General features: G+C 50.0%; 19 protein-coding genes. 17 read left to right on the top strand and 2 right to left on the bottom strand.

Annotation, left to right across the window (positions count from 1 at the left end; all coding sequences use genetic code 11):
* Positions 1-2 precede the first annotated feature (2 nt).
* The 16 genes from CRO25_RS23660 to CRO25_RS23590 all read left to right on the top strand — a co-directional run bounded on the left by CRO25_RS23660 (position 3) and on the right by CRO25_RS23590 (position 12,583).
* A complete protein-coding gene (locus CRO25_RS23660) occupies positions 3-713 on the top strand; it encodes an amino acid ABC transporter permease (RefSeq protein ID WP_063566662.1) in 711 nt (236 codons plus the stop codon).
* Complete coding sequence (locus tag CRO25_RS23655; RefSeq protein WP_063566663.1) at positions 710-1,462, top strand: amino acid ABC transporter ATP-binding protein; 753 nt, start codon at positions 710-712, stop codon at positions 1,460-1,462. The genes CRO25_RS23660 and CRO25_RS23655 overlap by 4 nt, the downstream gene beginning before the upstream one ends.
* A 121-nt stretch (positions 1,463-1,583) precedes the next feature.
* A complete protein-coding gene (locus CRO25_RS23650) occupies positions 1,584-1,871 on the top strand; it encodes a hypothetical protein (protein WP_063566664.1) in 288 nt (95 codons plus the stop codon).
* Positions 1,872-1,894: 23 nt separating this feature from the next.
* Positions 1,895-2,233 (top strand): hypothetical protein, encoded by a 339-nt coding sequence (locus tag CRO25_RS23645; RefSeq protein ID WP_063566731.1) that lies wholly within the window; start codon positions 1,895-1,897, stop codon positions 2,231-2,233.
* A complete protein-coding gene (locus tag CRO25_RS23640) occupies positions 2,230-2,529 on the top strand; it encodes a hypothetical protein (protein WP_063566665.1) in 300 nt (99 codons plus the stop codon). Before CRO25_RS23645 ends, CRO25_RS23640 begins: the two co-directional genes overlap by 4 nt.
* Before the next feature lies 1 nt (position 2,530).
* The gene (locus CRO25_RS23635; RefSeq protein ID WP_063566666.1) at positions 2,531-2,872 is read left to right on the top strand and encodes a hypothetical protein; all 342 of its coding nucleotides are present in this window, start codon (positions 2,531-2,533) and stop codon (positions 2,870-2,872) included.
* Positions 2,873-2,894: 22 nt separating this feature from the next.
* A complete protein-coding gene (locus tag CRO25_RS33080) occupies positions 2,895-3,074 on the top strand; it encodes a hypothetical protein (RefSeq protein WP_139295735.1) in 180 nt (59 codons plus the stop codon).
* Between the two features lie 56 nt (positions 3,075-3,130).
* Complete coding sequence (locus CRO25_RS23630) at positions 3,131-4,225, top strand: glycosyltransferase (protein WP_063566667.1); 1,095 nt, start codon at positions 3,131-3,133, stop codon at positions 4,223-4,225.
* Positions 4,226-4,287: 62 nt separating this feature from the next.
* A complete protein-coding gene (locus tag CRO25_RS23625) occupies positions 4,288-5,427 on the top strand; it encodes a glycosyltransferase (RefSeq protein WP_240321512.1) in 1,140 nt (379 codons plus the stop codon).
* A 61-nt stretch (positions 5,428-5,488) separates the two neighbouring features.
* Complete coding sequence (locus tag CRO25_RS23620) at positions 5,489-7,090, top strand: glycosyltransferase family 4 protein (RefSeq protein WP_079696634.1); 1,602 nt, start codon at positions 5,489-5,491, stop codon at positions 7,088-7,090.
* A gap of 14 nt (positions 7,091-7,104) precedes the next feature.
* Positions 7,105-8,196 (top strand): non-hydrolyzing UDP-N-acetylglucosamine 2-epimerase, encoded by a 1,092-nt coding sequence (gene wecB, locus CRO25_RS23615; protein ID WP_063566733.1) that lies wholly within the window; start codon positions 7,105-7,107, stop codon positions 8,194-8,196.
* Positions 8,189-9,175: a polysaccharide biosynthesis protein gene (locus CRO25_RS23610; RefSeq protein WP_063566669.1), complete on the top strand. Its 987-nt coding sequence runs from the start codon at positions 8,189-8,191 to the stop codon at positions 9,173-9,175. Before wecB ends, CRO25_RS23610 begins: the two co-directional genes overlap by 8 nt.
* Complete coding sequence (locus tag CRO25_RS23605; protein WP_072735441.1) at positions 9,172-9,999, top strand: SDR family oxidoreductase; 828 nt, start codon at positions 9,172-9,174, stop codon at positions 9,997-9,999. Before CRO25_RS23610 ends, CRO25_RS23605 begins: the two co-directional genes overlap by 4 nt.
* Complete coding sequence (locus tag CRO25_RS23600; RefSeq protein WP_063566671.1) at positions 9,981-10,919, top strand: NAD-dependent epimerase/dehydratase family protein; 939 nt, start codon at positions 9,981-9,983, stop codon at positions 10,917-10,919. Before CRO25_RS23605 ends, CRO25_RS23600 begins: the two co-directional genes overlap by 19 nt.
* The gene (locus tag CRO25_RS23595) at positions 10,919-11,635 is read left to right on the top strand and encodes a glycosyltransferase (RefSeq protein WP_063566672.1); all 717 of its coding nucleotides are present in this window, start codon (positions 10,919-10,921) and stop codon (positions 11,633-11,635) included. The genes CRO25_RS23600 and CRO25_RS23595 overlap by 1 nt, the downstream gene beginning before the upstream one ends.
* A 231-nt stretch (positions 11,636-11,866) precedes the next feature.
* Positions 11,867-12,583: a glycosyltransferase gene (locus tag CRO25_RS23590; protein ID WP_064635779.1), complete on the top strand. Its 717-nt coding sequence runs from the start codon at positions 11,867-11,869 to the stop codon at positions 12,581-12,583.
* A 137-nt stretch (positions 12,584-12,720) separates the two neighbouring features.
* On the opposite strand, the gene CRO25_RS33500 is transcribed toward CRO25_RS23590, so the two are convergent.
* Positions 12,721-12,894, bottom strand: coding sequence for a hypothetical protein (locus CRO25_RS33500; protein WP_170867946.1), 174 nt, complete (start codon positions 12,892-12,894; stop codon positions 12,721-12,723).
* A complete protein-coding gene (locus tag CRO25_RS23585; RefSeq protein ID WP_072735438.1) occupies positions 12,891-14,129 on the bottom strand; it encodes a glycosyltransferase family 4 protein in 1,239 nt (412 codons plus the stop codon). Before CRO25_RS23585 ends, CRO25_RS33500 begins: the two co-directional genes overlap by 4 nt.
* Before the next feature lie 187 nt (positions 14,130-14,316).
* Between CRO25_RS23585 and CRO25_RS23580 the strand changes: the two genes are divergently transcribed.
* Complete coding sequence (locus CRO25_RS23580; RefSeq protein ID WP_079696633.1) at positions 14,317-14,664, top strand: hypothetical protein; 348 nt, start codon at positions 14,317-14,319, stop codon at positions 14,662-14,664.
* Positions 14,665-14,799 lie beyond the last annotated feature (135 nt).

Genomic DNA, 14,799 nt, shown 5'->3' with positions numbered 1-14,799 from the left:
GAATGTCTATTGATTTCAACTTTATCTACACATCTTTTTTCCAGATTCTAAAGGCATTGCCACTAACACTCGTCATTACGATTGTACCGTTGATCGCAGGCTTTGGCATTGGTCTGGTTACTGCTTTAATTCGAATCTATAAGGTTCCCTGGGTCTACCGGATCGCTGATTTCTATGTTTCGTTTTTTCGGGGGACACCGATGCTGATGCACTTGTTTCTAATCTATTACGGGATTCCGTTGATCATCGACAAGCTTGCAGCCCGGTACGGCTGGGCCTTTCAGTCTTCCTCCATCCCGATTCTGGTGTTCGTGCTCATCGCCTTCTCGTTGACTGCCGGATCTTATATGTCCGAGATTATCCGTTCCGGTATTCTTGCAGTGGACACTGGGCAGATGGAAGCTGCACATGCCGTGGGCATGAGTACCTCCCAGGCAATGAGACGCATTATTTTACCGCAGGCGGTGGGTGCGGTTCTGCCGAATCTGTGCAGTATGTTTGTTGGTTTCCTGCATGGATCAACACTCGCGTTTACCGTATCACAGATGGATATTCTCGGGAAAGCGGATGTGGTGGCTTCGGTCAGTCTGAAATTTCTGGAGGCTTTCATTGCTGCCGCATTGATCTATTGGGGTCTGACGGTGATTGTCGAACGGATTACAGCTTTGCTGGAACGCAGAGTTGCCGTGTACAGCAAAGGAGGGGTGTCATGATATCACTGACGAATATACACAAATCTTTTGGTCAGCAGGAAGTGTTGAAAGGTATTGATCTGACTGTGGAGCAGGGGGATGTTGTTGCCATTCTTGGACCGAGCGGGTCCGGCAAAACGACATTGCTGCGCTGTGTGAATTTTCTTGAACGTGCCGATGAGGGCAAGGTACAGATCAGCGGATTAACCGTAGACTGCAAGCATGCCCGCAAACATGACATTGTGCAGTTGCGGCGAAAAACGGCGATGGTGTTCCAGCACTATAACCTGTTCAAACATAAAACGGTACTGGATAACGTAACGGAAGGATTAATCGTCGCTCAGAAAATGTCCAAAGCCGATGCTCGTGAACGAGCCTTGCGTGTACTTGAACAAGTGGGCCTGTCCACCAAAATTAATGAGTATCCCAGCATGCTGTCAGGTGGACAACAGCAGCGGGTAGGCATTGCTCGGGCGCTGGCACTGAATCCAGAGGTAATTCTTTTCGATGAACCAACCTCGGCGCTTGATCCTGAACTTGTAGGTGAGGTGCTGTCGGTCATTCGATCGATTGCCCAGGAGGGTATCACCATGATTGTTGTCACCCATGAAATGGGTTTTGCCCGCGAGGTGGCAAATCGAGTTGTATTCATGGATGGGGGTTCCGTAGTGGAAGAAGGAACACCGGAGGAAGTATTTGCGCGGCCCAAACAGGAACGTACCCGCCAATTCCTCAGCCGGTACTCATCCGATTGGAGTTACGTCATCTGACGATATAGGCGCAAGCTGGAGTAACTGACGATCCCGGCCCGGCATATGCTGTAGCAGGCAAATGCTGATAGGCCGGGTTTTTCTATGGGTGAAGCAGGCCGTGACGGTAAGGAGGAGGACCATGCAGAGCAAAATCGATGAAATACTCACACATATTGCACATTCTCACCAGCAGGTTGCACGTGTACTGGATGCCAAACGTCAAGTCGCTGTGCGCATGTCTGAAATCATCAATCATTTGCCGGATATCGAACCGGAGCTGGATGGCGTTGACGGTCTGCTGGATAGCTCGGGACAAATCAACAAAAGCATCATCTCCTATTTGGGAGGCCTGGCAGACTTGGAAGAAGCCGTAGCCGAAACGCTGACTCAGGTGATGCGGGAGATGGCGGGTCAAGAGGAAGAATAAGCCCGGAAGGCGGGTGAATGGACATGAGCAGAGAACAAAGTCTCATACTGATGCTGGATGCAGCAGCCAAGATGCAGTGGAATATTGCCCTGATTTTGGAGGCCAAGGCGATTGAAGCCGAGAAGGTAAGGAACTGGGCGTTAAATCATTTGAATGGTGAGTCTTTTCTGACGCATAGCGATCAGGTGGCAGAGCCACTCAAAATGCATGATCAACTGGTGGAAATACTAGAAGGATTGACCCGAATGGAAACCGGATTATGCAACAACCTGAAGGCCATCATGGTGCAGAACGATGGTGAAGAAGGCGGCATGGATGGTGGCATGTTTGGCGGCATGGATATGGGGGATCTCGGAAAATGAGTCTGTTGCGGCGTGAGCAGGAAGCGAAACTGTCCCTCATTGAGTCCATTGCACACAGTCAGCAGGCGCTCGCCCGCATTCTGGACAGTGTGGCCAGCGTGTCTGCCCACTCGGAAGTATCCGCCCGCAGTCTGGCCGAGAACATTCGTTTGCTAAGCCGTTATCAAGAGGAGATGTCCCGGATGGTTACGGGGATAAGGCTGGCCCGAATCCAGCATGGGGAGCCTGGTGTGCCATGGCTCAAAGACCCTGGATATGCGATACGCATGGTCCGGAACATACAGGAGGAATGTTGACATGTTAAAGAAGAAAAAAATACGTCTGAGAACCAAAAGAGCTTTGCTTGCTCGCGGGGCCCGTCTGCGTAAAATCCGTAAACTGCGTGCGGTCAAAGGCAAACGTGTGCTTCACAAACGTACCCTCAAAGGACGCAGTGCGTGGCTCAAAAAAAAGAAACGTGCGGTACGACGGCACCGGAGTGTGAAGCCCGCACAACCTGTCGTCCCGGCTACCCCTACCGATCCGAACCCGGACAGCGCGTACAGCCAGGGGTACAACGAGGCGTACAACGAAGGATTCAACGCGGGTTTCGCCAAGGGATTCGAGGACGGACATCAGTTGGCTTACAAAGCGCAATAACAGAGTAGGTGTACATTTTCGGATGACTATAGATGCATGTCCAGTGTATGACGATTGCCCGGGGGGACGGATCCCTCCGGGTTATTTGTATCGCTGCAAAAGCGGACATGCCCGTGCAGGCGGTTGTGGAGGGCAGACGCCAATTTTGCGCCTTGCAGGACACCCGTCCATGATGCATCTGACCCCGGGGCATATCCTTTAGAGGGAACACCAATCTCGGGGAGAATCTGAAAGTGGGATCTCCTGAAGGAAGACAGGGTGAAGGATGTGGCAAAACGACGACACCGGCCGCCTACAGAAGCGGAGATAGCTTACCGTGGCGGATATGCAGAAGGCCGCAGATTTGGCGGCTGTCAGGCCATGATGGAGCGAGTGCAGATGTTTGAGCCGACCGTGCGGAATATGAAAGTGCTGTACATTCCGCAAGGATTCGATGCCATCGATGAAGGCGTCATTGGAGCCTTGCAGCAATCTGTTCGTGAATGTGTTGTCGGATCGCCGGCAAACATGCTGCAGGAAGCCAGCCAGCACATGCCCGATCTGGTGCTGGTCATGAATGGACTACACGTATTTCCTCCCGATCATCTGGAACAGGTGAATGGCATAAGGGGACTTGGAATACGAACAGCAGTATGGTTTGTGGATGACCCGTATTTTACCGAAGATACGACAACCATCTGTCAGCATTACGATGTCGTGTTCACGCATGAGGAAGCGGCCGTGCCGTTCTATACTGCACATGGAGCAGGTCGGGTGATCTATATGCCGCTGGCAGTGAACCCGGGAATGTTTCAACCAAGGCGTACGGCGCCGCAGCATCAGTATGACATTTGTTTTATCGGCACCGGATTCTGGAACCGAATTGCACTGTTCGATGAGCTGGCTCCTTTTCTGGCGGACAAAAAGGTATTCATTGCCGGCAGCCAGTGGAACCGGCTGAAACGCTCCGACATCCTGGGCCGATTCATCCATGAAGGCTGGATTGATCCTGGAGCGACAGTGGATTATTACAATGGCGCCAAAATCGTGATTAACGTACACCGGACTTGCGAGAATGGGGAAGACAATCGCAATACGCATCATCTCCAAGGCCATTCCATTAATCCGCGGACGTATGAGATCAGCGCCTGTGGCACGATGCAGATAACGGATGCACGCAATGATCTGCCACGTTACTACCGGCCTGGATATGACATCGAGACCTTTACAACCGCGGCTGAACTTCAGCGCAAAATCAAATATTATCTGCACCATGAAGAGGAACGGCGAGCCCTGGCTTGGCGAGGGCTGCTTACCACACTGAACCAGCATACGTTCACTCGTCGTATTGCTCAGCTGCTGGAGCACGTGTAAATTCTCTTTCTGCAGGGCAACAGCGTTAGAAAACCCTATCCAAAAATAAAAGGAGTGGCGGTATGTCTCTCAAACACCGTAAAACGAGAAAGTCTCATGCACCAGTGCTCAGTCTGGCTGACCAAGCACGCAAAAACGGGCAACATGCCGGATATGATGCGGGCAAGGAAGAAGGATATTTACGTGGCCGTGCCAACTATATCGTCAATTGTGCACAGGAGCCATTGCCTTTCCGGCAGCTTCACGTGCTGTATGTATCTTCGGGTAAAGGATTCCCGTATTCCCCACTGGACGAAGCCATCATGGCAACATTGCAGGGCATGGTTGCCCAAGTAACTCTTTCCGATCCACGTCAGCCTGTATCCGAAATTGCGTTGCAAACCCGTCCTGACCTGGTGCTTGTGCTGGATGGCATGGATATTCCGCTGGAACATCTCGATGCGATTCGCCAAGCAGGCATTCAGACGGCAATTTGGCTCACGGATGATCCGTACTATACGGATATGACGCTTGAGACAGTACAGCATTTCGATCATGTGTTCACATTGGAACTGAACTGTGTCGAGTTGTACCGACAAAACGGCTGCCCTTCTGTTCACTACCTGCCCTTTGCTGCATTCACTAATCATTACTTCCCAATCACCACACCATCTGCATTACACCGGGATGTCAGTTTTATCGGATCGGCCTACTGGAACCGGGTGTATTTCTTCAATCCGATCATGGCACAGCTGATGTCACACAATACCGTATTTAATGGCATCTGGTGGGATCGCCTGCCTGACTATGCTGCTTACGGTGAGAAGATCGAACTGGGTCGCTGGATGAGTCCGCAGGAAACGAATGATGTCTATAACGGCACCAAAATTGTCATCAACCTTCACCGCTCCCATGAAGACGATTCCGTTAACAACAACCATGTTAAAATTTCACCAGCTTCCCCGAATCCGAGAACATTTGAAATTGCGGCGTCTACGACCCTTCAATTGACCGATGCGCGGGATGACCTGGCACGTTTCTATAAACCGGGTGTGGAGATCGAGACCTACTCTTCCCCTCAGGAGTTGCTCGATAAGGTTGAATACTACCTCACTCATGAGAAAGAGCGCCGTGAAATTGCACTTCGAGGGCTGGAACGGACATTGAAGGATCACACGTATGGCAAAAGAATCAACGAAATATTGAGCATTATATTCCCTTAATCTTGTCCGGAAGGAGGTGTGCACAGAACCCTGCATATTCGTATTCAGGGTCCGTGCGGCCATGGCGACTAAACCCAAACTCATGTTGTTTTCCCATGTGTGCAACACCCGCAGCATTACGGGTGCGGAGAAGCTGTTGCTTCATTTTATGAGGGAGATGGGTTCCATCTTTGATTGTGTACTCGTGGTTCCTCAGGAAGGAAAGCTTGCCGGACTTGCACGGAGATTCGATATCCAGGTCAAAGTATGCTTCCTGCCGATGCTTCACGGTGTGTACACACCTTACCGGGGGATTGCAACGGATGCAGAACAGCTTCGCCATAAACCAGCTTATCAGGACGTGGTCTCCCTCATCAGGGAGACTGCACCTGATCTGGTGTTAACGAATACCTGTGTCAATGTGATGCCTGCCGTAGCAGCGAAGTCTCTGCAAATTCCGGTGATCTGGAAGATTACCGAGATTATTGCGTTGAATGAACATACAAACGAAGCTGTACAGATGATTGAGCGTTACTCCGATTGGATCATAGGCATATCCGAAAGTGCAGTAGCACCATTCAAACAAGCCGGCATGAGTGCCAAATTAACCGTGATCTCCCCAACCTGGGACCCGGCCTTACCGGACCCGGAGCGATGGGTTCACTTGAGGGAACGCAAACGCAAAGAGCTTGGTTTTAAGCCATCACAGATCTGTATCGGTTACATCTCTTCCTTCATATATGATGCCAAAGGTCTGAAACCTTTTGTGGATATGGCTTTGCAATTGTGTGAAACCCATCCGCGCTGCCGTTTCTGGATTATTGGTACATCAGCGGACAAAAAGTACTATGACGAATGTGTATCACGGGTGAAAAAATCCGGTTATTATCGCAGATTTACCTTTACGCCGTTTGAAGAGAATGTATCTCTAGCCTATACGGCTATGGACATGGTGGTCATTCCGAGCATGGTCAAAGAAGGATTTGGCATGACCGCGCTGGAGGGGCTTTATTTCGCCAAACCGGTTATCGCTTTTGCCCAGGGCGGACTAAAGGAATTGTTGGAATCGGTAGGCAGCGGTGCATTTTTGGCCCCGGCCGGGGATTCTCAGGCGCTTACTACTCTGGCAACAACTCTGCTGAATGATCCTGAACTGGCCTCCGACACCGGTTGGCGTAATCGGACAGAAGCGGAAAAGCTGTACGGTATTGAAACCTACAGGGCAAAGCTGCATACGATGGTGACACAGTGGTTGATTCGTTTTCCCGGATGGTTTCCGTACATTCAGCCTCCGAGTGGTCCAGTGTACGCATGGGGTGAGGGTCGTTTGCGAACCGTGCTGATTCTGGAACCGGCTTCGGTTCGGGCACGATTGTTCCCATTGACTGTGATTCAGGCGTTGCCACTCTCGCCCTTGCCTCCGCTTGCCATAGGTCAGCCTGTTCATGAAGATACAGAACCTCGCTCAAGCCATAGATCAGGACGAAGTCGTTACCCGCATTCAACCCACCGCAGCAGGATCCGTGACCGAATGAAACGAGGAACGGGAACAGGCAGGAGGAAGCTGAAGGCAAGCAAAAAGAGGAAACAACGTGTGCGCGTGGTGCAACCGACTGTTCGCAAACGTGCGCCTGGCAAAGCCAAACGAAGCCGGGTTCGCCGGAGATTATCCAATAGACGATGAAGGCAGGGATTACGATGAAGATCATGACGGTGCTGGGTACGCGACCTGAAATTATACGGCTCAGCCTGATCATTTCCAAGCTGGACCAGTACGCGTCCAAACATATTCTGGTACACACGGGACAGAACTTCACGGAAAGTCTCAGCGGTCTTTTCTTCAAGGAAATGGGCTTGCGTGCGCCGGACTACGTCCTTCAGGATGAAGCGGCCTCGTTGGGTCGACAGTTATCCTCGATGTTTACGCAAATGGAAGATTTATTAAATCAGGAGAAACCGGATAAAGTGCTGCTGCTCGGCGATACGAACAGTGCATTATGTGCTGTTCTGGCTGAACGGATGGGCATACCCGTCATTCATATGGAAGCAGGCAATCGATGCTTTGACCTGGATGTGCCCGAAGAGAAAAATCGCAGGGTTATCGACGCCATTTCCACCATTAATATGCCGTATACCGAACAGAGTAAGAAACATCTGATTAGTGAAGGGGTACCTAGTCGAAGAATTGTGCTGACAGGGAACCCGATCTATGAAGTGATGCGTCACTACGACGCACAGGTAAGTTCCAGCAAAATACTGAAGAAATTGAAGCTGAAGTCCGGGCAATATTTTTTGGTTACGGCCCACCGGGCGGAGAATGTGGATCACCCTCCTCATTTGCTGGAGATTATGAAAGGTTTGAATCAGGTTGCTGAAGAACATGCCATGCGAGTCATATGCAGCATTCACCCTCGAACGGCTATTCGAATCGCCGAGCATCTGCAACTGGAGATGCACCCGCTGGTGGAATTTCACGAACCATTCGGTTTTTTCGACTTCGTGATGCTGGAGCGACATGCACGCTGTGCACTTACGGATAGTGGTACCGTACAAGAGGAGTGCTGCATCATGGGTGTGCCAACGGTAACCATGCGTCGCACGACAGAACGACCGGAGACGGTGGATTGCGGCAGCAATGTGGTCTCAGGTCTGGATGCGGAGCGTATTGCGGGTTGTGTGAAAGTAATGACCGAAATGTCAAACGACTGGGATTGTCCACAAGGCTACAAAGCAACCGATGTATCCAGTAAAGTGGTCAAATTTCTGCTTGGAGGGAAATTGCATGTTTGAAAATAAGCGTATACTCGTGACTGGCGGTACGGGATCATGGGGTTATGAACTTGTGGCTCAACTGCTGCCCCAGCAGCCCAAGGAGATTATCGTTTACTCCCGGAATGAGTCCAGCCAAGTGGCGATGAGTCGTGAATTCGAAGACTCGCGTCTTCATTTTCGCATTGGTGATATTCGAGACAAGGATGCTTTAACCGTTGCATGTCAACATGTGGATTATGTATTTCATCTCGCAGCACTCAAGCATGTACCGGTGTGTGAAGACCAACCTTATGAAGCACTCAAAACCAATGTGATCGGAACACAAAATGTCATCGAAGCTGCGATTGAAAATAATGTAGAAAAAGTCATTTACATCTCGACTGACAAGGCCGCCAATCCATCCAATTTCTACGGCATGACAAAGGCGATCGGTGAGAAGTTGATCGTATATGCCAATCTGCTTCACAGCAATACGCGGTTTGTCACCGTACGTGGTGGCAATGTACTTGGAACGAACGGCAGTGTCGTGCACTTATTCAAAAATCAGATTCGATCCAAAGGCCAAGTATCCATCACGGATATGAAAATGACTCGATTTTTTCTCACGCTGAAAGATGCGATCACTTTGCTGTTCAAAGCTTCGGTGGAAAGTGTCGGTGGTGAGATTTTTGTCATGACGATGCCAACGTGCAAAATCGTAGATCTGGCAGAAGTACTGATTGAGGACTCAGGTGTGGAGAATGTCTCCATTGTGGAGCGTGGTACTCGGCCAGGTGAGAAGATTCACGAGATTCTGATGAGTGAATTCGAGAGCATGACCACAGTGGTATACGATGAGCAATACTTGGTGATCTTGCCTACACTCGGCATACCGGGGTTGAAGGAGCATTATACGAACTGTCCTCCAGTATCCTTCAGCAGCTTCAGTTCCGAGCATCAGCTAATGACCAAACAGGAGATTCGTGACATTCTGCAACGCGGAGGGTTCCTGTCATGAAGTTGTTGATACTTGGGGGAAACGGAATGGCCGGCCATATTATGGTCGACTATTTCCGCCGTCAAGGCGTCCACAGCGTCTTCTATACGACCCGAGATGTATCGGACCCTAATGGTCTTCTGTTGGATGTAAATGACTGCTTTATGGTTGACCGTCTGGTGGAGGTGGTGCACCCGGATGTCATCGTTAACGCGGTGGGTGTTTTGAACAGTTTTGCAGATGAAGACAAAATTACCGCTTATCATATTAATGGATTTCTGCCGCATCGTTTGCGGCGGATCGCTGACACGATCGGTGCACGTCTGATCCACATCAGTACAGATTGTGTGTTTAGTGGGGACCGGGGGGCGTACCGGGAGGATGATGTTACCGATGGAACATCTGCCTATGCAATCACGAAAGCACTGGGTGAAGTTCAGGATGCGGGTCATCTGACGATCCGTACGTCCATTATAGGACCCGAAATTCGGAAAGGCGGCATTGGTCTGATGCATTGGTTCATGTCCTGCACAGGTGAGGTTGGCGGATATACACGCGTCTTCTGGAATGGGGTGACCACCCTTGAACTGGCCAAATGGGTAGATCATTATCTGGCATCTCCGGTCAGTGGTCTAATCCATCTGGCTCATCCGGTGCCTGTCAGCAAGCATGACCTGCTTGTGCTGTTCAAGCAGATATGGGATAAACAGGATGTTGTTATCTTACCCGATGATAGCGTTGTGCAGGACCGCACGTTAGTTTCCACACGTGAGGATGTGAAGACAGACCTTCCGGATTATTCTACGATGCTGAAGGAGCTGGCATTATGGATGGAGCAGAGCTAACAGGCAAAAAGGTACTGATCACGGGTGCTTCTGGCTTCACTGGTCGGCATGCGGTTGCTTATTTCAAGGCAGCCGGTACGGTAGTCGCAGCAGTGGTCAGGCGGTCAGGTATACATTCGTTTGGCGATGGTGTGGCTGTACATGTCTGTGATCTTAACGATAAGCAGCAAGTCCGCCTTCTGATTGAAGAAGTGAAGCCGGATTATGTGCTGCATCTTGCAGGTAAAAATTCCGTGCCCGATTCGTGGTCCAATCCGCTGCTGGTGCTAGAGACTAATGTGATGGCTGTTCTCTATTTGCTGGATGCACTAAGAAGCTGTCCGGCGGCACGGACCGTTATTGTGGGCTCCCGATTAAAGTATACTCCTGAACCCGGTCGGCCACCGCAGCCTCCGCACCCGTATAGTCTCAGCAAAGCATTAGAGGAAATGGTATCTCTATCATGGATGTCTCTTTTTGGACAGCAGATTATGCTGGCCGAGCCGGGGAATCTGATCGGGGCAGGCCCTTCAACGGGCATATGTTCGCTGCTGGCACGTCATATTGTTGCCTGTGAACAGGAAGGTAAGACGGAGGCCTTTCGTCTATCCGGCCGGGATAATACCCGTGATTTTCTAGATGTGCGGGACGCAGTCCGGGCCTATGCAACCTTGCTTGTTCAAGGCACAACGGGCAACGTATATCCGGTTGTATCGGGCACCGAGCGCAGCCTCGGAGAGATTGCGGATACGCTGCTAACCATGACCGAAGCGGAGGTGCCGGTACGCTGGGACGGAGCTTCTTCCGGGCCGGACGGGGCGGGAGATCAGGAGGAGTTCTCGGCACTGCGCAAGTTGGGCTGGCAGCCGCTGATTCCATTTACCCAATCTCTTCAGGACATTCTGAGCGATGTTCGTACTCAGCAGGGGAGGGCGACTTAATGAATCCGAGCGTGTCCATTGTCATTCCGTTTTACAATGATCCTTATGTACCTCAAGCGATCCAGAGTGCACTGAACCAGACATATACCGATGTGGAGATCATTATCGTCAACGATGGCTCTACCCGGAATGAAGAACTGCTTCAGCCGTATCTTCCCTACATTTATGTTCTTGGCAAAAGCAACGGCGGTACAGCTTCGGCTCTGAATCACGGCATTCGTCATGCTTCCGGGGACTATATCGCCTGGCTGAGTTCAGATGACCTCTTATATCCAGATAAGATTCGTCATCAGGTTGAATTTATGCAACGGGAGAATGCGCTCATCTCACATACCAACTTTAATTACATTAATGAGCACTCTACAGTGACCAAGCTGAACGGTGGAGCTCAAGCGATGGCCGAACCGGATTGGCTGCGCCTCTTCGTAAACGGCAATCCGGTGAATGGCTGTACCGTGATGATCCGCAGGGATCTGTTTAGTGGGGTGGGTCTGTTCGATGAACTATTGCCTTATACGCATGATTTGGATCTATGGATGCGTATTCTGCTGAACGGCCATCGTTTTCCATATCTGAATGAATCGCTTACGGCATATCGTCGGCACGGGGGAATGGGGACGGTACGTCACGCGGATGCCATCGGCCGAGAGGCCTCTATGGTATGGTCCAGATATCGGGAGCCTTTGTTGCAGCGCATTGCTGCCATGGGAGGATAAAGAACTTTGGTGGGGGTTATGGAGGCCGTGAGCTGGCCGAATAACGCCCTCTTTATTTATATGCATTTCGATCTATATCTTAATGATGGAAAGCCGCTCTTTGGATTGATGCAAAATGCTCCATGTGCGTAATTTATACGTCGCTATGCAACAGATGCCTGATACCTAACGGACCTATCTACATATAATAGGGAGAATGGTATTATTCACGCGGGGAAAGGGGAGGACCAAATGGAGCCGAAAGTATCAATTGTCATTCCTTTTTATAATTGCGCGTACATCGAGCAGGCTGTTCACAGCGCCATTCACCAGACGTATCCGCATATTGAGGTCATTGTGGTGGATGACGGCTCTACGAAGCATGTGGAGCGGCTGCAACCATTCATGGATCGCATTCGCTATATTCGAAAAAAGAATGGTGGAACAGCAACCGCGTTAAACGAGGGAATTAAGCAGGCGACAGGTGATTACTTTGTCTGGCTCAGCTCCGATGATGTAATGTTGCTGGACCGGGTAGAGAAACAACTGAAGTTCATGCTTGACGTTAAGGCTTCGTTCTGTCACGGGGCTTATCATTATGTAGATGCGAACAGCGTATGGATGGACACGGTGAGACCAGAAGTAGGGAGTCGTCTGGAGATGCTTCAGGTACTGACCGAAGGTTGCCCAATCAACGGTTGCACCGTGATGCTTGAGATGGATGCATTTCGAAAGTTCGGCGTATTTGACACCGATTTTCGCTACACGCATGACTATGAGATGTGGTTGAGACTGTTTCCGCTCTATGAGCTGTTCTATTACAATGAGCCACTGATGTGTTATCGGGTTCATGAATCGATGGGAACCAAGAAGCACTTTGAGGCATTAAAAGCCGAGATGGAACTTGTTCAAGCGAAGCATCGGCCCGTTTTACTTAATCTGCTGCAGGTTGGCGGTTACTGGAAGTAGAGGCTAGAAGTCTTGGAATCACGAATGCTAGATACATGAACCGCACCGCAATAAAAAGAGGGTATTCGGTTGCCGTATAGTGATTGCGGCACGAACGAATATCCTCTTATTTGTTCCTGTTTGTAAAGTACTTGATTCTAATTTTTCTCGGATGTGAGAATGTGCATGGTTGCCGGATCAGGGAAAACGTACCCTTTGGGCAGCTTCCTCATTAATTCGTTCATTACAGCGTAATCTACTTCAATATGTGTCGTCGACACAGGGGTGGAGAACCAACGATTATACAAATCACTGGGGACGAGCAATGTCATATCCTCTGACCTCCCAACTGAATGGCTTCCTGGTAGACATGCAGCGTGCGCAATCCCATCTCGTCCAGTGATCGATGTTGTTCAGCCCATGCTTTAGCTGCTGCTCCTACCTTTGCACGGGTGGCACCATCCTGCAGAAGGGCATTTAACAGTGCGCTAAGGGCTTCGACATCCTGCGGTGGCACGACCCAACCGGTATGTTCAGGCTGCACCATCTCAGGCATACCTGCCGTACCACTTACAATGACAGGCAATCCGGCGAGCTGAGCCTCTGTAACAGAGAAAGGCTGCGTATCCTGCAAGCTGGGCTGCACATAAATATCGGCATGGCGTAAGAATGAAGGGATATTATCGAGTTTACCCCAGAAAACGATGTCAGCACCTACTCCAAGATCATTGGCTAGGGAGCGCAAATCCTCCATCAGATTGCCTTCCCCAGCAATCCAGCAGATCCAATCCGAGCGATTCTTCTTCAGGCTGGAGAGCGCTTTAACCAGAATATGAACCCCTTTGATGTGCTCCAGTCTGCCCGTAAATGCGATCACTTTTTTGCCCGCTGGCTTCCTCTGACGGAACTTGACTGCTGCTTGGGCACGGTAGGCTGGAATATCCACAGCATAAGGAATAATTCGAAATTTGGACTCGGGAACATGGAGATCCGTAAGGGTGCTCTTAATCCAATGGCTGGAGACCAGAATAAGCTGGGATTGCTCAGCGCTTCGCTCTTCCAGTGACAGGAAGTAACGTCCTCGTGTGGATTGCAAATATTCGGGAAGCGTGAGCTTCGCGTTAGAGTTTTGAGCATCGTAAAAGGCTTCACGCGCAAGCGCTCCGTGATAACTCGTTACCATGGGTGTGTTGCGATTCAATATGCGTCTCATCGCGACCGCTGCTACCGGGTCCTGCGCATGGATGACATCGTAATGATCAACGCCGAGATAGGCGGCTCCCATTTCAAAGGCATACCTGTTCAATTCATAATAAGCCACGAGAGAATCGGCAGTGAATTCAGGCAAATCTGTCGGATTAAGTTTGGCTTGAAGCATGGGCCATACTTTATCTTTGGAGAAGGAACGATTGAGATTGCGAATGTATACTTCATTTTTGGCTCCGTTGGTGCCCATAATATCCACATCTACGCCAAGAGCCATCAGCCTGTCAGCTAGCTGTTTCACATATGTCCATATTCCACCCATCTGTGTAAGCTCCCAATAGGTAACGAGCAGAACTCTCATAGGTACCTCCTTGTCACGGCCTGCACAGGCCGATCTTCTATCCTGTTAGTCTATGAAAAAAAGCAGACGAAAGGGTGGGCATTTCCGTGGAATTGATTAAAATGGGTGATTGCAAATAGCAATGGACGAGAGCAGGCATACCATATCTAGAGAAAGGTTCAACTCTGCTCTACAGGAGGGATATACCGTGGCCGCATATGTGCTGGAGATTCACGAAAACTTGCTGCAAACCGTTGTTCCGGTGAGATATATGGACATTGAATTGTCATTTGTGGGGAATGACGATGTGGATATCTTTGTCGGAGGAATCAGTCACACCCATGGGGAGTTGTATCGCTATCTTTGTCGGATTGGGGCGGATACGGGAAATCACATTATTCATAATCTCGCGGTCTCATCCGATCCGTGCGAACTACGCATCATTAGCAACAGTTCTACACCAAGTCATCTGGTTATTCGCATGTACTGCAGAAGTGATCAAGGCCAGACCCTGGGTATACTTTCGGAGCATCAGATGATCAAATTGGCAGATTAGCAAAGATCACCATAATGAGCATCGATTAACCAAATGGGTGGAGCAGGAGAAGACCTGGTCCATTTTTTGGCATACATACGTGATCCGTTATCCAATAAAAAATAGCTTGACAGCAAAGGTATTTTCATTAGAATT

The organism is Paenibacillus sp. RU5M (genome assembly GCF_900221055.1).
Lineage (GTDB): Bacteria > Bacillota > Bacilli > Paenibacillales > Paenibacillaceae > Paenibacillus > Paenibacillus marchantiae.
This window is presented reverse-complemented; position numbering and strand designations above follow the sequence as displayed.